Origin of the sequence: Aquabacterium sp. (assembly GCF_029946005.1) — a bacterium.
Taxonomy (GTDB): Bacteria; Pseudomonadota; Gammaproteobacteria; order Burkholderiales; family Burkholderiaceae_C; genus Aquabacterium.
The window spans coordinates 125,379-141,962 of the sequence record NZ_JAQSDR010000032.1; the positions used below are offsets into that span (position 1 = coordinate 125,379).

Genomic DNA, 16,584 nt, shown 5'->3' on the forward strand with positions numbered 1-16,584 from the left:
TCAGACCAAGCCTTGCTTGCTGGCCAGCACCGCCGCTTCGGCACGGCTGGACACGTTCAGTTTTTTGTAGATGGACTTGATGTGGTCGTTGACCGTGAACCATTTGATGCCCATCAAGGCGGCGATTTCCTTGATGGTGAAGCCCTTGCTGAGGTAAGTGAGCACTTCGCTTTCACGCGGCGTCAGGCGTTCGTGGTCCAGCGGGGCAAGGGGAGCGGGCGCAGGGGCGGCGGCAGGTGCGGCCGGTGCATGGCCCGCCAGCAAACCATCGCCCGTGCGGAAATGGGTCAGCAGGCGGCGGGCGATGGCGGGCGACAGGGGAGGCTGCCCGCGCACGATTTTTTGCAGTTCTTCCACCAGGACCTCGAACCGGTCTTCTTTCAGCAGGTAGCCGTCGGCGCCGCATTGCAGGGCTGGGAACAGGTGTTCGTCGTCAGAATAAAGCGTGGTCACGATGCGCGTGGCCGGGTAGTTGGCCAGTTCGGTCAGCAACTCCAGGCCGCTGCCGTCGGGCAGTTCCAGGTCCACCATGATCAATTGGTAGGGATCGTCGCAGGCGACGGCACGACCGCGTGCCTGGTGCCCCAGCAGCCGACGCGCGGCTTCCAGATCGCCGGCCTCGGCGATGCTGCTGATGTCGCTGAAGCTTTCGCGCACCACGCGGCATAAAAAGCCCCGGGCGACCGGGTTGTCTTCGAGAATCAGAACCTTGACAGCCATGGAGCCCCTCCCGAAGCTTGCTGCCAAAAGCGGCAAGCCGGGGTTGATCTGCGCCCCTGACGACCCGGGGCGAACAATCCTCGATTATCCGCATGTCTTCACATGCCGTCATTCGAAATCGCATCGTTCCAACACCGAGATGGGTGGTCCGCACTCCTACAATTGGCAACATGCACATATTGATCGCCAACGACGACGGCTACCTGGCCCCCGGCCTCCAGGCTTTGGTCGATGCCTGCCAGGGTTTGGGCACCATTGACGTTTTCGCCCCTGAGCGCAACGCCAGCGGCACCTCCAACTCCCTGACCTTGCACCAGCCGTTGAGCGTTCACACCGCCGCCAACGGCTTTCGCTTCGTCACGGGCACCCCGTCCGACAGCGTTCACCTGGCCTTGACGTCGGGTTTGATCGCCAAGCCCGACCTGGTGCTGTCCGGCATCAACAACGGCGCCAACATGGGCGACGACACCCTGTACTCAGGCACGGTCGCTGCGGCCACCGAGGGCTACCTGTTTGGCATCCCCTCCATCGCTTTTTCTCTCACCGACAAAGGCTGGGCTCACCTGGACGTGGCCGCCCGCGTGGCCCGCCGCTTGGTTGAAGCCGTGCTGGCCAGGCCGCCCGCCCAGGGCCATTACCTGCTGAATGTGAACATCCCCGCCGACGCCCAGGCCGATTCAGCCCCCTGGCGCACCACCCGCCTGGGCCGCCGCCACGCCAGCTTCCCCGCCATCGCGCAGACCAATCCCCGGGGCGAGCCCATTTACTGGATCGGGCCAGCGGGTGAGGCCCGTGATGTGGGCGAAGGCACCGATTTCGAGGCCACTCGCCAGGGCGTGGTGTCCATCACGCCCCTGCAGGTTGACATGACGCACCACGCTGCCCTGCCGCAATGGCAATCCTGGTTGGGCCAGCAGCCATGAGCGACAAGGCGCCTGAGCGCAAAGCCAGCCGGTTCCCCCTGCGGCTGGACCAGATGGTCGGGGCGGCCCGCCCTGTGGTCAGCCGCGACAGCCTCTTGCTGCGACCCCAGGCCCCTTTGCAAGCCGCCGAGCGTGACCGCAAGGCCGTCATGGCCCCGCAAGGCTTGGGCCTGGATTCAGTCCACGTGCGCATGCGCATGGTTGAGCGCCTGAAAGCCGACGGCCTGCAGAACCCTCGCGTGTTGGCGGCGTTCGCCCGCGTGCCGCGCCACCTGTTCGTCGACACGGCTTTGGTCAACCAGTCTTATGAAGACACCAGTCTGCCCATCGGCCTGGGCCAGACCATCTCCAAACCCTCGGTGGTCGGGGCCATGATTGCCTTGCTGTGCACCCGGCCTGGCTTGGCGGCCGATGCCACGCGTCCCTTGGGCATGTGCCTGGAAATTGGCACGGGCTGCGGCTACCAGGCGGCGCTTTTGGCCGACCTGTCCCGCCAGGTGATCTCCATCGAACGCTTGCGCGATCTGCACCTGAAAGCCCGCCACAACCTCGACTCGGTCCGGCGGCAGCTGCCTGGTTCGCCCGATGTCAGACTGGTGTATGGTGACGGCATGCTGGGCCATGCCCCTTCTGCGCCCTATGACACGATCATCGCGGCGGCAGGTGGTCGCAGCCTGCCCCAGGCGTGGTTGGACCAGTTGGCCCCAGGGGGGCGCTTGGTGGCCCCCATGGACGATGGCCGAGGCCAAGGGCAGGTGCTCACCGTGGTCGATCGACACCTCGATGGTCGGCTCCAACAGACTTCGTCTGGGGCGGTCCTGTTCGTTCCCTTAAAATCCGGCATCACCTGATGCCTTGGCCGTGGCTGACACGCGGCCCGCTTTGAGTCTTCCGCACATGCAAATCATTCTGAATCACCGCTTGTTGGCCAGCGCTGCTGTCGTGTTGTCCTTGGTGGGGTGCGCCACGCACAACCAGCGTGCGCCTGTTGAAGACCGCAGCCGTTCTGGCAACGCCACGGGCGGTTCCACTGCGCCTGCGCGCGTGCTGCCGGGTGCCGAGAACGTCGGCAAGCCCGGCTACTACACGGTCAAGCCCAACGACACCCTGATTCGCGTCAGCCTGGAAACGGGACAAAACTGGCGTGATCTGGCCGCCTGGAACAACCTGGACAACCCGAACCTGATCGAGGTCGGGCAAGTGTTGCGCGTGGAGCCTCCGGAAGCCACGGCCAGCGCCGCCAATGGGGCGTCGTCCACCAAGCCCATCGCCTCGCCCAACATCCAGGCGCGGGCCATTGATCCCAAGGCCCCGGCGTCGACCGCCGCCTCTGGCGTCAAGCCCGGTGCCTCGGCGGCCTCTGGTTCCTCGGCGGCGGCCAGCCAAGCGCCCTCGGCGACAGAAACCCCCAAGGAGCCGACCCCCAAAGACCCTCGCGAGGCCGACGAACCCAATTGGCAGTGGCCGGCCAATGGCCCCTTGCTGGGCGGCTTTGAAGAAGGTAAGCGCAAAGGACTGGCCATTGGTGGCAAGGCGGGTGACCCCGTTTTCGCCTCGGCCGATGGCCGCGTGGTCTATGCTGGCTCGGGCCTGCGCGGCTACGGCAACCTGGTCATCATCAAGCACAACGCCGAGTACCTGACGGCTTATGCGCACAACCAGACCTTGCTGGTCAAGGAAGACCAAGCGGTGCGCAAGGGCCAGAAGATCGCCGAAATGGGCTCGACCGATGCCGAGCGCGTGCAACTGCACTTTGAAATCCGAAAACAAGGCAAGCCCGTTGACCCGGCGCGCCAACTGCCTACCCGTTGATCGTTCTGTTTGATGCCTGAAGCACCCATTTCCCTTCGCCCGTCTGATGAGTGGTTGAAGGTTGAGTCCCTGGACCTGGAAGCCCAGGGCGTGGCCCACCGAGCCGATGGCAAGGTGGTGTTCATCGAGGGCGCCTTGCCGGGCGAAGAGGTTCGCGCGAACGTGTTCCGCCGCAAGAACAATTGGGAGCAGGGCTTGATGACCGAGATGCGCCGCGAAAGTTCGCAGCGCGTGGTGCCCCAATGCACCCACTTTGGCCTGTGCGGCGGCTGCAAGATGCAGCACTTCCACGCGGCGGCGCAAGTGGCCGTCAAGCAACGCGTGCTGGAGGACAACCTCTGGCACCTGGGCAAGGTCAAGTCTGAAACCCTGCTTCGGCCCATTGAAGGCCCGGCCTGGGGCTACCGCTACCGTGCCCGACTGTCGGTGCGTCACGTGGTCAAAAAGGGCACGGTGCTGGTGGGGTTCCACGAGCGCAAATCCCGCTATGTGGCCGACATCCGATCCTGCGAGATCCTGCCGCCGCATGTTTCACGCCTGCTGATGCCTTTGCGCGAGCTGATTGCCGCGATGGACCACTGCGACCGCGTGCCTCAAATCGAGGTGGCCGTCGGGTCGCACGTGACTGCCCTGGTGCTGCGTCACCTGGAGGCCTTGAGCTTTCGGGACATCAAGCTGCTGCGCGATTTTGCGGCCAAGCAAAGTGCGCATGACGGCGGGCGCTTTCCGATCGCCTGGTGGCTGCAATCCAAGGGCCCTGAGACCGTCAAGCCGCTGGACGACTCCCAGCCTGGCCTGGATTACACGCTGCCGGAGTTCGGCGTGACCATGCCGTTCAAGCCCACCGATTTCACCCAGGTCAACCACGCCATCAACCAGGTGCTGGTGGGGCGTGCCCTGCGCCTGTTGCAGGTGCAGCCTGATGAGCGGGTGATCGACTGGTTCTGCGGCTTGGGCAATTTCACTTTGCCATTGGCCACGCAGGCGCGCGAGGTGCTGGGCATCGAAGGAAGCGAGCAATTAGTGGCTCGCTCACGCGAGAACGCGCTGCTCAACGGCCATGCCAAGCGCACCAGTTTTGTCGCCCGCAACCTGTTCGAGTTGACGCCGACGGAGCTGGCCAGTTATGGACACGCTGACAAGTGGCTGGTCGACCCACCCCGCGAAGGCGCGTTTGCCTTGGCCAAGGCCGTGGCCGACCTGCACCAGGATTCCAGCCTGGCGCCTGGCTGGGTCGCGCCCAAGCGCATCGTCTACGTCAGCTGCAATCCGGCCACCCTGGCCCGCGATGCCGGTTTGCTGGTGAACCTGGGGGGCTACCGCTGCGTGTCGGCGGGGGCGGTCAACATGTTTCCGCACACCGCGCACGTCGAGAGCATGGCCGTGTTTGAACGGGACGAGGCCTGAGCACCCAGCCTCAGGCCAGGTAATCGCCGCCGCAGAAGGTGTGCCGCTCGGTGCGGTTGCGGCCCGTGGCCTTGGCTTGGTACAAGGCCTGGTCGGCCCGCTCGATGGTGGCCACGATGGATTCGTCCACCTGGTAAGTGGTCAAGCCGGCAGAGAAGGTCACCCGCAGTTCTGGCAAGGCGGAACTCACCACTGTGTTGCTCAGCATCAGCCGAATGCGTTCGATCACCACGGTGGCGTCTTCACAGTCGGTTTCGGTGAACAGCACCAGGAATTCTTCGCCGCCCCAACGCGCCACCACGTCGGTTTCGCGCAGGCCCGCCGCGATCACGTTGGACAGGGATCGCAGCACTTCATCCCCCGTGCCGTGGCCCCATTCGTCATTGATGGCCTTGAAGTGGTCCACGTCGATCAGGCACAAGCAGAACCTGCCCTGGCTGCGGTCGGTCCGTTGCCCTTCGGCATTCAGCACGCTGACCATGTGGCGCCGGTTGAACAGGCCGGTCAATTCATCACGAATGGCCAGCTCCTTGATCTGTGCCAGCGCGGCGGTCAGGTCTGCCTTGCGCTCGGTCAGGCGCGCGCGCAAGCGGGCCATTTCGTTGACCAGCAGGCACACGCTCACCAGCATGATCACCAGCACGCCGAAATACACCATCTGCATCCGCACGGTGGTGGGAGAGGCTGATTCGCGCACCGCGGTCATCAGGAACACGGTGGCAAACACAATCCCGGCCAACACGCTGGAGCGGATGAGTTGGCGCGAGGTGGCGGTGAACATGCCGAACATCAGGATGATGAAAAGTAGCATCAAAGCGACTGGTGCGCCGGGCCCCCCGATCAGGTAGCCCCAGCCCAGAAAGCCGATGGCCGCGGCCATCTGGGCTTCCGACATGGAAGGGTTGGCCAGCTTCTGGTTCCAACGTGTGCGCAGCAGACCGTAAAACGTGCCCATGACCAGCACGGCAGCCCACGTCAGTTGTCGGCAGCCCTCAAGATCAATCACGCCGATGCTCGCGCCATAGTTCAAGGCCACCAGGCCGGTCGTGCAATTGACCACACCCACCATGTAGCGAAGTCCGATGGTTTTTTGCTTGGGGTCTTGGGTGAACAAGATGTCGCTCAGCCAGCCCAGGCTCAACCAGCGGTGCAACCACAAGGTGTTGCAGCGGATCATGGCGGTCACGCAGACCACGACGGCGGTGATCAGCACTGCCCATGCAATCAGGTAGTGTGCCTGGGGGCTGTGCAGATCGGAAAAGGTGAATTCGGGCAGGTATTTCAAGGCAGTGTCTGGATCAGCAGGGCCTCAGCTTGTCCGAGGCCCTGTGTTTTCCATTTTGAAATACCTTGACAGTCGTTCTGTCAGGGTTGCACCTGCGAAATGAGAACTAGTGCAGCTTGTGTGCCCCTTGTTCGCGGGGAGGTCAGCCCTGTTGCTGGATCCAGGCCTGCACGGAGGGCCGTTGCCACTGCCTCGTCACGTAGGCTTTGAGCTTGGGCGGCACGGGGTCCTGGTTGACCACCAGCCGGTTCAACATCAGCGCCAGCTCGGTGTCTGCAATCGACCACGCACCGAACAGGTTGTCGCTCATGTCATTGAGCAGGGACGAGGCTGCCGTGATCAATTGCTGTGCAGCGGCTTGCCCAGAGGGCGACAAGGGCAGGGCGCTGGGTTGCTGGAAGATGACCGTGGTGGGCCGGTCTTCGCGAAGTGGTGCCAAATCGCTGCGCAACCAGGCCTGCAACTGCCGTGCCCTGGCGCGGTCGCGCACGGAGGCCGGGAGCACGGCGGGGTGATGCGGCGCGGGAAAAGCATCCTCCAGGTACTCAATGATGGCCGAGGACTCGGACACCGAAAAGTTGCCATGAACCAGCGTGGGCACACGGCCGGTGAGCGACAAGTGCTGGTAAGCGCTGGTGTGGTGAGCGTTGTTGACCAGGTCGATTTTCTCGATGGCGAAAGGGATCTTCTTTTCGCTCAATGCCACGAAGACGAACATGGCGTAAGGGCTGAAGAAACGACTGTCAACGTACAGCGTGAGGTTCGAGCTCATGAGGCCTCGCGATTTGATTTTGGGAAAGCATACCCCCAAGTCTTGATGCCTGCAAAGCAAAAGGCCGGACGTTGCCGCCCGGCCTTTTCTGGTATCAAATCAGCGATTCAGCTGGGCATCAGAGCACCTCGGAGGCGAAGTCCGCCAGGCGCGAGCGTTCGCCACGCGCCAGGGTGACGTGGCCGCTGTGAGGCCAGCCCTTGAACTTGTCCACCGCGTAAGTCAGGCCTGAGCTGCCCTCTGTCAGGTAGGGCGTGTCGATCTGTGCCAGGTTGCCCAGACAGATGATCTTGGTGCCCGGCCCGGCCCGCGTGATCAAGGTCTTCATCTGCTTGGGCGTCAGGTTTTGCGCCTCGTCAATGATGACGATCTTGTTCAGGAAGGTGCGCCCGCGCATGAAGTTCATGCTCTTGATCTTGATCTTGCTGCGGACCAAATCGTTGGCGGCCGCGCGGCCCCACTCGCCCGCGTTGTTGTCGCCACCCTTGGCCAGCACTTCCAGGTTGTCATCCAGCGCGCCCATCCAGGGCGACATCTTCTCTTCTTCCGTGCCGGGCAGGAAACCGATGTCTTCACCCACGGGCACCGTCACGCGGGTGACGATGATTTCGGTGTAGCGGCGGTCGTCCAGCACCTGGCTGAGGGCGGCGGCCAGCGTCATCAGCGTTTTGCCGGTGCCTGCCGAACCCGTCAGCGTCACGAAGTCGCATTCGGGGTCCATCAACAGGTTCAGCGCAAAGTTTTGCTCACGGTTGCGCGCCGCCACGCCCCACACGGATTGCTTTTGATGGCTGAAGTCGCGCACCGTCTTGATGACGGCGGTTTTGCCCGTGATCTCGGTGACTTTGCCGTACCAGGGCGAGGCGCCGGGCGTCTCGAGGTAGACGAACTGGTTGATCAACAGCACCGGCACCATCGGCCCGCTGATGCGGTAGAAGGTGATGCCGCCTTGCTGCCAGCTTTCCATGCCCTTGGCGTGGCGTTCCCAGAAGTCGGCGGGCAGGGGCAACACGCCGGTGTACAGCAGGTCGCCGTCTTCCAGCGTCTTGTCGTTGAAGTAGTCCTCGGCGGGCAGGCCTAAGGCACGCGCCTTGATGCGCATGTTGATGTCCTTGGACACCAGCGCCACATCGCGATCAGGTTGTTGCGTGCGCAGGGCTTGCACCACGCCCAGGATCTGGTTGTCGGCTTTGCCTTGGGGCAGGCCGATGGGCAACTGCGCGTCCAGGTTCATGGTCTGGAAGTACAGCTTGCCGCGCGCATCCTTGTGACCGGTCTTGGACAGCTCAATGCCGACCGAAGGGTCAGACTGGCCGCGGCCCATGTCGGCGGCCAGCGCGTCCAGGTCGCGGCTGACCTGTCGGGCGTTGCGCGCCACTTCGGTCATGCCCTTTTTGTGTCCATCCAGCTCCTCGAGCGTGATCATGGGCAGGTAAAGATCGTGCTCGTCGAAGCGGAACAGCGACATCGGATCGTGCAGCAGCACGTTGGTGTCCAGCACGAACAGCTTGGCAGGGCCTGCGGCGCCCTTGCGGCGGCGCGTGCCACTCAGTGAAGGATTGGAGGCCGAGGCCGGGGTGTTGCGCATCGGGAAGGATGGACTGCCATCGCTGATCTTCTCGGCCACGACCGGCGTGGAGGCGGCACGTTTTCGGGCCGGCGACGCGGTGCGCGTTGGCGGGGTCAGATCATTGACAGTTTGCTGGAAAGCCGGCGTGTTCAAAGGCTCTTTGCCCACCAGCTCCAGCACCGGTGCGCGGGCTGGTTTGGCGGGGGTGGCGCGAGTGCTGCTGCGGGCACTGGCCTTGGCAGGTTTGGGCTGCGACGAGTAGTCGTCAGCGTTCAGCATGTCAGCACGTTTGGCAGGCGGCTTGGGCAGGGGCATGGTGTTTCCGTTCCTAGGGTGGGCACAAACAAAAAGGCCGCACAGAACACTGTGCGGCCTCACGCTGATCTTGCAGGCAAGCAGGGCTTGCCATTCGGGGTTCACAAAGGGGGCTGAGTCGGTACAAGCTCAGAAGCATGACTTGATTATGCACACTCCATGCCTGACGCGTGGTGGTGTCGGAGGCGTGCAACACGCCTCTTTGTCACGCTTTGTGAAGCCGACCGGCTCGCCTACCTCAGTCAGGCCGCTTCTTTGTTCAGTTCCTTGACGGCCGTGAGCACGGCGTCGACGTGGTCGGCCACCTTGATGCCGCGCCATTCTTCGCGAAGAATGCCGCTGGAGTCGATCAGGAAGGTGCTGCGCTCAATGCCCTTGACCTTTTTGCCGTACATGATCTTGTTCTTGACCACACCGAACATGTGGCAAAGCTTTTCTTCGGTGTCGGCGATGAGGTCATAGGGCAATTCAAGGTTTTCCTTGAACTTGTCGTGCGACAAGAGGTTGTCTCGGGAGACACCGAACACGATGGCGCCAGCCTTGATGAATTCCTTGTGCTTGTCGCGGAATTGCATGGCTTCGGTGGTGCAGCCAGGGGTGTGATCCTTGGGATAGAAGTACAGCACCACGGTTTGACCGACGAAGGCCTGGGGAGTGAATTTGACTCCACCCGTGGCGACAGCTTCGAATTCTGGCAAAGGTTTGTTGAGGGCGGGTGTCATGTTCTACTATTGATCAGCCTGCGTGAATAACCGGAGATTATAAAGTGCTTATGGGTCTACCCCCAAGGCGTGGGGAGATCTCCCCCAAATTAGGGCCCTGAATGCACTTTTCAAGGGCGTTTTCAAGGCTCCACCAGCAAGGCCGCGACCACCCGACGCCCTTCACCCACCAGGATGTTGTAAGTGCGGCACGCAGCGGGGGTGTCCATGGTTTCCACCCCGATGCGTTTTTTCATCAGTGATTTCATCAGGGCGGGCGAGGCGAATTTCAGGGTCGGGCCGCTGCCCAGCACCACCAATTCGGGGTTCATCAGCAAAATTTGCTCGAAATGGGCCTCGGTCAGTTCAGTCATGCTGGTCAACGGCCAAGGCACCGGCGCGCCGCTGGGGGGCACCAGCACGCTGCCCAGGTATTCCTGACCATTGATCGACACCGATTGGCGGGTGTAGGCATTGATGACATTGACGCCTTCAGGGAGGTCAGCTTGGAGTTTCATGGGGGCGCAAAAATGAGGGGGTGTGGTTAAATTCTATTTCTTTGCCCCTTGCGACCGGGCCATGCCCTCGCAATCCCGTTCCCGGAGACCCGTTTTGAAGCCGATCACCAAGTCCAGCAAGCTCGCCAGCGTCTGTTATGACATCCGTGGGCCGGTCCTGGAAAAGGCCCGGCAGATGGAGGAGGATGGGCACAAGATCATCAAGCTGAACATCGGCAACCTGGCCGTGTTCGGGCTGGAGCCGCCCGACGAGATCGTGCAGGACATGATCCGCAACCTGCCCAACGCGGCCGGGTACACCGATTCCAAAGGCCTGTTCGCGCCGCGCAAGGCCATCGTTCATTACTGCCAGGAAAAAAACATCTCCGGTGTGGCGGTGGACGACGTTTACCTGGGCAATGGCGCCTCTGAGCTGATCGTGATGGCCTTCAACGCCTTGCTCAATGATGGCGACGAAGTGCTGATCCCCGCACCCGACTACCCGCTTTACACGGCAGCCGTGGCGCTGTCCAGTGGCAAGCCCGTGCACTACCTGTGCGACGAGGCTAACGAGTGGTATCCCGATCTGGACGACATCCGCGCCAAGATCACGCCCGCTACCCGCGCCATCGTCGTCATCAACCCGAACAACCCGACCGGCGCGTTGTACCCCGACAGCATCCTGCAGGGCATGGTCGACATCGCGCGTGAGCACGAGTTGATGGTGTTCGCCGACGAGATCTACGACAAGACGCTGTTTGACGGCCACACGCACACCAGCATCGCCTCGCTGGCCGACGACGTGTTCTTTTTGACCTTCAACGGCCTGAGCAAGAACTACCGCTCCTGCGGCTACCGCGCAGGCTGGATGGTGGTGTCGGGCGAGAAAAAGCACGCTGGCGACTACATCGAAGGCCTGAACATGCTGGCCTCCATGCGCTTGTGCGCCAACACGCCCGGCCAATTGGCGATCCAGACCGCGCTGGGTGGCCACCAGAGCATCAAGGAGTTGGTGGCGCCCGGCGGCCGCCTGTGCCGCCAACGCGACTTGGCTTACGAGTTGCTGTCCAAGATTCCGGGCGTGAGCGTGGTCAAGCCCAAGGCGGCGTTGTACATGTTCGTGCGCCTGGACGCCAAGATTTACCCCATCACCGATGACCAGCAGTTTGCCTACGAATTGCTGGCCGAAGAAAAAGTGCTGATCGTGCAGGGCACCGGCTTCAACTGGGCGCACCCGGACCACTTCCGCCTGGTGTTCCTGCCCAACAGCGATGACCTGGCCGAAGCCATTGGGCGCATCGCGCGCTTCCTTGAGAACTACCGCAAGCGCCACGCCTGAGCGGCACTTTCCCCGATCCGAATGACGACCAAGACCTTCAAAGATTCCATGAGCTCCACTTCGCAAAAACCCGTTCAAGTTGGCCTGCTGGGCATCGGCACCGTGGGCGGCGGCACCTTCGCCGTGCTGCGCCGCAACCAGGCGGAAATCCGCCGCCGTGCCGGCCGTGGCATCGAGATTTCGATGGTGGCCGATCTGAACGTCGAGCGTGCCCGTGAAGTGGTCGGCGAGGGCGTGACCGTGGTGAGCGATGCCCGCCAGATCATTGCCAACCCTGACATCGACGTGGTGGTGGAGCTGATTGGTGGCTATGGCATCGCCAAGGCCTTGGTGCTGGAAGCGATTGCCGCTGGCAAGCACGTGGTCACGGCCAACAAGGCTTTGCTGGCCGTGCACGGCACCGAAATTTTTGCCGCGGCGCGCGCCAAGGGCGTGATCGTGGCCTTTGAAGCGGCCGTGGCGGGGGGCATTCCCATCATCAAGTCATTGCGCGAAGGCCTGACTGCCAACCAGATCCAGTGGGTCGCGGGCATCATCAATGGCACCACCAATTTCATCCTGTCCGAGATGCGCGACAAGGGTTTGGACTTTGACGTGGTGCTGAAAGAAGCGCAACGCCTGGGTTACGCCGAGGCCGACCCCACCTTCGACATCGAAGGCGTAGACGCCGCGCACAAGATCACCTTGATGAGCGCGATCGCATTCGGCGTGCCGGTGCAGTTCGACAAGGCGCACATTGAAGGCATCACCAAGCTGTCGGCCACCGACATCAAGTACGCCGAGCAGATGGGCTACCGCATCAAGCTGCTGGGCATCGCGCGCCGCCAGGCCAATGGCATCGAGCTGCGCGTGCACCCCACGCTGGTGCCGATGCGCAGCCTGATCGCCAATGTGGAAGGTGCGATGAACGCCGTGATGGTGCAGGGTGATGCCGTGGGCACCACGCTGTATTACGGCAAGGGCGCTGGCGCCGAGCCCACCGCATCCGCCGTGGTGGCTGACCTGGTCGACATCGCCCGCCTGTTGGACGCCGCGCCCGCCGCGCGCGTGCCGTCGCTGGCCTTCCAGCCCGATGAGTTGTCGGCCATGCCGATCCTGCCGATCGAAGAAGTGGTCACCGCCTTCTACCTGCGCTTGCGGGTGGCGGATCAAACCGGCGTGCTGGCCAAGATCACCGGCATCCTGGCCGAGCAGCAGGTGTCGATCGACGCCGTGATCCAGCGCGAGGCCGACGAGGTCAGCGGCGAGGGCGGCAACCAGACCGACCTGATCATCCTGACGCACGACACCAAGGAAGGCCGCATGAACCAGGCCCTGGCCCAGGTGCAGGCCCTGCCCACCGTGCTGGCCCCCATCGTGCGCCTGCGCAAGGAAGAACTGGCATGAAGTACATCAGCACCCGTGGCGACAAAACTGAGCGTGGTTTCTCCGAGATCCTGCTGGAGGGCCTGGCGCCTGATGGCGGCCTGTACCTGCCCACGTCCTACCCCAGGATCGACGATGCCACGCTGACCAAATGGCGCGGCTTGAGCTACGCCGAGCTGGCTTACGAAATCCTCTCGCTGTACATCGACGACATCCCCTTGAGCGACTTGAAAGCGATCACGGCCAAGACCTACACCAAGGCGGTGTATGGCTTTGACGCGATCGTGCCTTTGAAGAAGCTGGAAGACGGCGTCTACCTGGAAGCCCTGTCCAACGGCCCCACGCTGGCCTTCAAAGACATGGCCATGCAGTTGCTGGGCAACCTGTTCGAGTACGAACTGGCACGCCGTGGCGAGCAACTCAACATCCTGGGCGCCACCTCGGGCGACACCGGCAGCGCGGCCCAATACGCCATGCGTGGCAAGCACGGCGTGCGCGTGTTCATGCTGTCGCCGCATGGCCGCATGAGCGCCTTCCAGCAGGCGCAGATGTTCAGCCTGCAAGACCCCAACATCCACAACCTGGCGGTTGAGGGTGTGTTCGACGATTGCCAGGACATCGTCAAGGCTGTGTCCAACGACCTCGAGTTCAAGCGCAAGTACAAGATCGGCACGGTCAACTCCATCAACTGGGCGCGCTTGCTGGCCCAGGTGGTGTACTACTTTGCCGGTTACTTCCAGGCCACCAAGACCAATGCCGAGAAGGTCAGCTTCACGGTGCCTTCGGGCAACTTTGGCAACATCTGCGCCGGCCACGTGGCCCGCATGATGGGCCTGCCGGTTCACCACTTGGTGGCCGCCACCAACGAGAACGACGTGCTCGACGAGTTCTTCCGCACTGGCACCTACCGTGTGCGCAAGGGCGCCGAGACCTACGAAACGTCCAGCCCCTCGATGGACATCTCCAAGGCGTCCAACTTCGAGCGATTCGTGTTCGATCTGCTGGGCCGCGATGGCACGCGCGTCAAGGCATTGTTCACGGACGAGGTCGAGGTGAAGGGCTCCTTCCAGGTCAGCGCTGACGAGTTCAAGCAAGTGCCGCAATACGGTTTTTTGTCGGGCAAGAGCACGCACGCCGACCGCCTCAAAACGATCAAAGACACCTTTGATCGTTTTGACGTGCTGGTGGACACCCACACGGCCGACGGCCTGAAAGTGGCGCGCGAGCACCTCACGCCCGGCGTGCCCATGCTGGTGCTCGAAACCGCCTTGCCCGCCAAGTTTGCCGAGACCATTTTCGAAGCCACGGGCCGCCATCCCGAGCGCCCGCACTGGATCGCCGGTCTGGAAGGCCTGGAAGACCGCCCCAAGCGCTTCACCGTGGTGCCGGCCGATGTGGACATGGTCAAGGACTACGTCATCCGCCATTGCCAGGACTGAGGTCGCGCCATGGCTGCCTACGTGCCCAAACCCCTGATGCCGCTGGACGATGCACTGCGGGGGCTGCGCGAAGCCTTGCAGGCGCATGGACGGCCGGCCACCGAGGTGGTCGACAGCTTCGAGGCCCTGGGCCGCGTGCTGGCGGAAGACCTGGTGTCCCCGGTGGACGTGCCACCGCTGGACAACAGCGCGATGGATGGTTACGCCGTTCGAAGCTTGGACGTGTCCAGCGACGGCGTTGTGTTGCTTCAGTCGCAGCGCGTGGCGGCGGGGCAGTTTGGGGCCGAGCTGGCCGCAGGCACCTGTGCTCGCATTTTCACGGGAGCCCCGGTGCCGCCTGGCGCTGACGCCGTTGTCATGCAGGAGCAGTGCGAAGCCGGCCCCGAGGGTGTTCGTTTCCTGACCGCACCCAAGTTGGGGCAAAACATCCGGCGCCGGGGTGAAGACATTGCCCAGGGCGCGATGGTGCTGTCGCGCGGTTTGAGGTTGTCGCCAGCGGCCTTGGGGGTGGCCGCGTCAGTGGGTGCGGCCCACTTGACAGTGTTCAAGCAGCCCCGCGTGGCGGTGTTCACCACCGGCAACGAACTGGTCATGCCGGGCCAGCCCTTGCCGGCCGGCGCCATCTACAACTCCAACCGGCACACGCTGCGGGGCTTGTTTCAAGCGGCGGGTGCGCCCAGCAGTGATTTGGGCATCATCCCCGATGAGTTGGCCGCCACGCGCGCCAAGCTGCGCCAGGCCGCGCAAGACCATGACCTGATCGTGACCAGCGGCGGCGTGTCGGTGGGCGAGGAAGACCACCTCAAAGCCGCCGTGCAGGCCGAGGGCGAGTTGAATTTCTGGCAACTCGCCATCAAGCCCGGCAAGCCCTTTGTGTTCGGTCGCATCCGGCGCTTGGATGGCTCGCACGCGCTCTACATGGGCCTGCCCGGTAACCCGGCCGCGAGTTTCGTCACCTTTTTGCTCCTGGTGCGACCGGTGTTGGGTGTGCTGGCGGGCGAGCCCTGGTGCTGGCCTGTGCCCACCTGGCTGCGCGCCGAGTTTGACTGGCCGAAGGCCGACAAGCGGCGCGAGTTCGTGCGCGCACGGCGCAACGCGGTCGGTGGCGTGTGCCTCTACCCGCACCAGGGCTCGGGCGTGTTGACCTCGGCCGTGTGGGCCGACGGCCTGGTGGACCTGGCGCCCGGGCAAACCGTGCAGCGCGGCGACCTGGTGTCTTTCGTGGCCTTGTCCGATTGGCTGCAGCCGCCAGCGGCGCAATGCCAAGCCTGAGGCCGCCACCATGAAAGTTTCCGTGCGCTATTTCGCCCAGGTCAGAGAGTTGCTGGGCCCGGGTGAAGACCTGCATTGGCCGGCGGATGCTGCCGGCGTGCCCGCCACCGTGGGCGAGTTGCGCCAATGGCTGATCGGCCGTTCACCCACACATGCCCAGGCGCTGGACGCCAGCTTGCCGCTGCGCGCCGCCTGCAATCAGTTGATGTGTTCGGCCCAGGAGCCTTTGCCGGAGGGCGCTGAAATCGCGTTCTTCCCACCGGTGACGGGGGGCTGATGAGCATGGCCGCAGCGCGTGTGTCGGTGCAGACGGATGATTTCGACCTGTCGAGCGAGGTGGCGCGGCTGCGTGCCCAGGATGGCCAGATTGGCGCGGTGGTGAGTTTCGTGGGCACCGTGCGTGAATGGCTGCCGGCCGATGGCACCGCGCGCAGCCCGGACACTTGTCTGGAGTTGGAGCACTACCCCGGCATGACCGAATCTGCCATCGAAGCCATGATCGATGAAGCCCAGCGGCGGTTTGACCTGCGCGGCGTGCGCGTCATTCACCGGGTGGGATGCTTGGCCGTGGGCGAGCAGATCGTGCTGGTGGTAACCGCCTCCAGCCACCGAGGGCAGGCCTTCGACGCGTGCGAGTTCCTGATGGACTGGCTCAAGACCCAGGCGCCATTCTGGAAAAAAGAAATCTCGGCCACGGGCTCGCGCTGGGTCGAGGCCAAAGTCAGCGACGACGAAGCACTGGCGCGCTGGGGCGCCCTGCCATGAGCAGCTGGCTATTGGGGTCGGCCGTGGCCATGGGCGCGGTGTTGGGTGCCTTGCTCCGCTGGGGCGCCGGTTTGATGCTCAATGCCGTGTGGGCGGGCTTTCCGATCGGGACGCTGGCCGTCAATGCCATTGGTGGTTTGTTGGCGGGCATGGCCTTCGTCGCCTTTGCCCGCTACCCGAATGAGCCACTGCGCCTGTTGCTGGTAACCGGTTTCCTTGGAGGTTTGACGACGTTCTCAACTTTTTCGGCCGAATCGCTGTCGTTGTTGGAAAAAGGCCGCTTCGACCTGGCGGCCTTGCACACCACCGCCCACGTGCTGGGCGCGCTGGCTTGTGCCGCCGTCGGTGCTCGGGCCATGCGCTGGTTCCTCGCTTAACGAACCGTCAACGCCCTGACCGGTA

At 63.4% G+C, this 16,584-nt stretch carries 17 protein-coding genes; 11 read left to right on the top strand and 6 right to left on the bottom strand.

The genetic code is table 11. The features are described 5' to 3' along the window. A complete protein-coding gene (locus tag PSV38_RS15670; RefSeq protein ID WP_300548998.1) occupies positions 1-720 on the bottom strand; it encodes a response regulator transcription factor in 720 nt (239 codons plus the stop codon). Between the two features lie 170 nt (positions 721-890). Between PSV38_RS15670 and surE the strand changes: the two genes are divergently transcribed. The 4 genes from surE to rlmD are packed head-to-tail and all read left to right on the top strand — an operon-like array spanning position 891 to position 4,862. After that, positions 891-1,643 carry a 5'/3'-nucleotidase SurE gene (gene surE, locus PSV38_RS15675; RefSeq protein ID WP_300548999.1) on the top strand — a complete coding sequence of 251 codons (753 nt, stop codon included), beginning with the start codon at positions 891-893 and terminating at the stop codon, positions 1,641-1,643. Next, positions 1,613-2,494 (top strand): protein-L-isoaspartate O-methyltransferase, encoded by an 882-nt coding sequence (locus PSV38_RS15680; RefSeq protein ID WP_300549000.1) that lies wholly within the window; start codon positions 1,613-1,615, stop codon positions 2,492-2,494. Before surE ends, PSV38_RS15680 begins: the two co-directional genes overlap by 31 nt. Positions 2,495-2,540: 46 nt before the next feature. After that, on the top strand, positions 2,541-3,455 hold the full coding sequence (locus tag PSV38_RS15685; RefSeq protein ID WP_300549002.1) for a peptidoglycan DD-metalloendopeptidase family protein: 915 nt from the start codon (positions 2,541-2,543) through the stop codon (positions 3,453-3,455). 12 nt (positions 3,456-3,467) lie between these two features. Further along, complete coding sequence (gene rlmD, locus PSV38_RS15690) at positions 3,468-4,862, top strand: 23S rRNA (uracil(1939)-C(5))-methyltransferase RlmD (protein ID WP_300549004.1); 1,395 nt, start codon at positions 3,468-3,470, stop codon at positions 4,860-4,862. A 10-nt stretch (positions 4,863-4,872) separates the two neighbouring features. Here the strand turns inward: rlmD and PSV38_RS15695 are convergent, their stop codons facing one another. The 5 genes from PSV38_RS15695 to PSV38_RS15715 form a co-directional block, all read right to left on the bottom strand. Next, a complete protein-coding gene (locus tag PSV38_RS15695) occupies positions 4,873-6,147 on the bottom strand; it encodes a diguanylate cyclase (protein WP_300549006.1) in 1,275 nt (424 codons plus the stop codon). 142 nt (positions 6,148-6,289) lie between these two features. After that, positions 6,290-6,919: a glutathione transferase gene (gene yfcF / locus PSV38_RS15700; protein WP_300549008.1), complete on the bottom strand. Its 630-nt coding sequence runs from the start codon at positions 6,917-6,919 to the stop codon at positions 6,290-6,292. 118 nt (positions 6,920-7,037) lie between these two features. Further along, positions 7,038-8,804: a PhoH family protein gene (locus tag PSV38_RS15705; RefSeq protein WP_300549010.1), complete on the bottom strand. Its 1,767-nt coding sequence runs from the start codon at positions 8,802-8,804 to the stop codon at positions 7,038-7,040. 242 nt (positions 8,805-9,046) lie between these two features. Beyond that, complete coding sequence (locus PSV38_RS15710) at positions 9,047-9,526, bottom strand: peroxiredoxin (protein WP_300549012.1); 480 nt, start codon at positions 9,524-9,526, stop codon at positions 9,047-9,049. 122 nt (positions 9,527-9,648) lie between these two features. Then, a complete protein-coding gene (locus tag PSV38_RS15715) occupies positions 9,649-10,023 on the bottom strand; it encodes an Mth938-like domain-containing protein (protein WP_300549014.1) in 375 nt (124 codons plus the stop codon). A gap of 94 nt (positions 10,024-10,117) precedes the next feature. Here PSV38_RS15715 and PSV38_RS15720 point away from each other — a divergent pair, with 94 nt between their 5' ends. The 7 genes from PSV38_RS15720 to crcB are packed head-to-tail and all read left to right on the top strand — an operon-like array spanning position 10,118 to position 16,559. Then, complete coding sequence (locus PSV38_RS15720; protein WP_300549016.1) at positions 10,118-11,341, top strand: pyridoxal phosphate-dependent aminotransferase; 1,224 nt, start codon at positions 10,118-10,120, stop codon at positions 11,339-11,341. A 48-nt stretch (positions 11,342-11,389) separates the two neighbouring features. Then, on the top strand, positions 11,390-12,727 hold the full coding sequence (locus PSV38_RS15725; protein WP_300549018.1) for a homoserine dehydrogenase: 1,338 nt from the start codon (positions 11,390-11,392) through the stop codon (positions 12,725-12,727). Then, entirely contained in the window at positions 12,724-14,145 is a 1,422-nt protein-coding gene (gene thrC / locus PSV38_RS15730; protein ID WP_300549020.1) for a threonine synthase, read from the top strand. The genes PSV38_RS15725 and thrC overlap by 4 nt, the downstream gene beginning before the upstream one ends. A gap of 9 nt (positions 14,146-14,154) precedes the next feature. Continuing rightward, positions 14,155-15,417, top strand: a complete 1,263-nt coding sequence (gene glp / locus PSV38_RS15735; RefSeq protein WP_300549021.1) for a gephyrin-like molybdotransferase Glp — start codon at positions 14,155-14,157, stop codon at positions 15,415-15,417. A gap of 10 nt (positions 15,418-15,427) precedes the next feature. Further along, the gene (locus PSV38_RS15740; RefSeq protein WP_300549022.1) at positions 15,428-15,694 is read left to right on the top strand and encodes a MoaD/ThiS family protein; all 267 of its coding nucleotides are present in this window, start codon (positions 15,428-15,430) and stop codon (positions 15,692-15,694) included. A 5-nt stretch (positions 15,695-15,699) separates the two neighbouring features. Then, positions 15,700-16,182, top strand: coding sequence for a molybdenum cofactor biosynthesis protein MoaE (locus tag PSV38_RS15745; protein WP_300549070.1), 483 nt, complete (start codon positions 15,700-15,702; stop codon positions 16,180-16,182). Beyond that, on the top strand, positions 16,179-16,559 hold the full coding sequence (gene crcB, locus PSV38_RS15750) for a fluoride efflux transporter CrcB (protein ID WP_300549023.1): 381 nt from the start codon (positions 16,179-16,181) through the stop codon (positions 16,557-16,559). The genes PSV38_RS15745 and crcB overlap by 4 nt, the downstream gene beginning before the upstream one ends. Positions 16,560-16,584 lie beyond the last annotated feature (25 nt).

What these genes read in the sequence shown, in the direction of transcription:
- rlmD (WP_300549004.1), top strand. Translation starts at nt 3,468, where the DNA reads ATGCCTGAAGCACCCATTTCCCTTCGCCCGTCTGATGAGTGGTTGAAG.
- glp (WP_300549021.1), top strand. Translation starts at nt 14,155, where the DNA reads ATGGCTGCCTACGTGCCCAAACCCCTGATGCCGCTGGACGATGCACTG.
- PSV38_RS15705 (WP_300549010.1), bottom strand. Translation starts at nt 8,804, where the DNA reads ATGCCCCTGCCCAAGCCGCCTGCCAAACGTGCTGACATGCTGAACGCT.
- PSV38_RS15685 (WP_300549002.1), top strand. Translation starts at nt 2,541, where the DNA reads ATGCAAATCATTCTGAATCACCGCTTGTTGGCCAGCGCTGCTGTCGTG.
- PSV38_RS15745 (WP_300549070.1), top strand. Translation starts at nt 15,700, where the DNA reads ATGGCCGCAGCGCGTGTGTCGGTGCAGACGGATGATTTCGACCTGTCG.
- thrC (WP_300549020.1), top strand. Translation starts at nt 12,724, where the DNA reads ATGAAGTACATCAGCACCCGTGGCGACAAAACTGAGCGTGGTTTCTCC.
- PSV38_RS15740 (WP_300549022.1), top strand. Translation starts at nt 15,428, where the DNA reads ATGAAAGTTTCCGTGCGCTATTTCGCCCAGGTCAGAGAGTTGCTGGGC.
- PSV38_RS15680 (WP_300549000.1), top strand. Translation starts at nt 1,613, where the DNA reads ATGGCAATCCTGGTTGGGCCAGCAGCCATGAGCGACAAGGCGCCTGAG.
- PSV38_RS15670 (WP_300548998.1), bottom strand. Translation starts at nt 720, where the DNA reads ATGGCTGTCAAGGTTCTGATTCTCGAAGACAACCCGGTCGCCCGGGGC.
- surE (WP_300548999.1), top strand. Translation starts at nt 891, where the DNA reads ATGCACATATTGATCGCCAACGACGACGGCTACCTGGCCCCCGGCCTC.
- PSV38_RS15725 (WP_300549018.1), top strand. Translation starts at nt 11,390, where the DNA reads ATGAGCTCCACTTCGCAAAAACCCGTTCAAGTTGGCCTGCTGGGCATC.
- PSV38_RS15710 (WP_300549012.1), bottom strand. Translation starts at nt 9,526, where the DNA reads ATGACACCCGCCCTCAACAAACCTTTGCCAGAATTCGAAGCTGTCGCC.
- crcB (WP_300549023.1), top strand. Translation starts at nt 16,179, where the DNA reads ATGAGCAGCTGGCTATTGGGGTCGGCCGTGGCCATGGGCGCGGTGTTG.
- yfcF (WP_300549008.1), bottom strand. Translation starts at nt 6,919, where the DNA reads ATGAGCTCGAACCTCACGCTGTACGTTGACAGTCGTTTCTTCAGCCCT.
- PSV38_RS15715 (WP_300549014.1), bottom strand. Translation starts at nt 10,023, where the DNA reads ATGAAACTCCAAGCTGACCTCCCTGAAGGCGTCAATGTCATCAATGCC.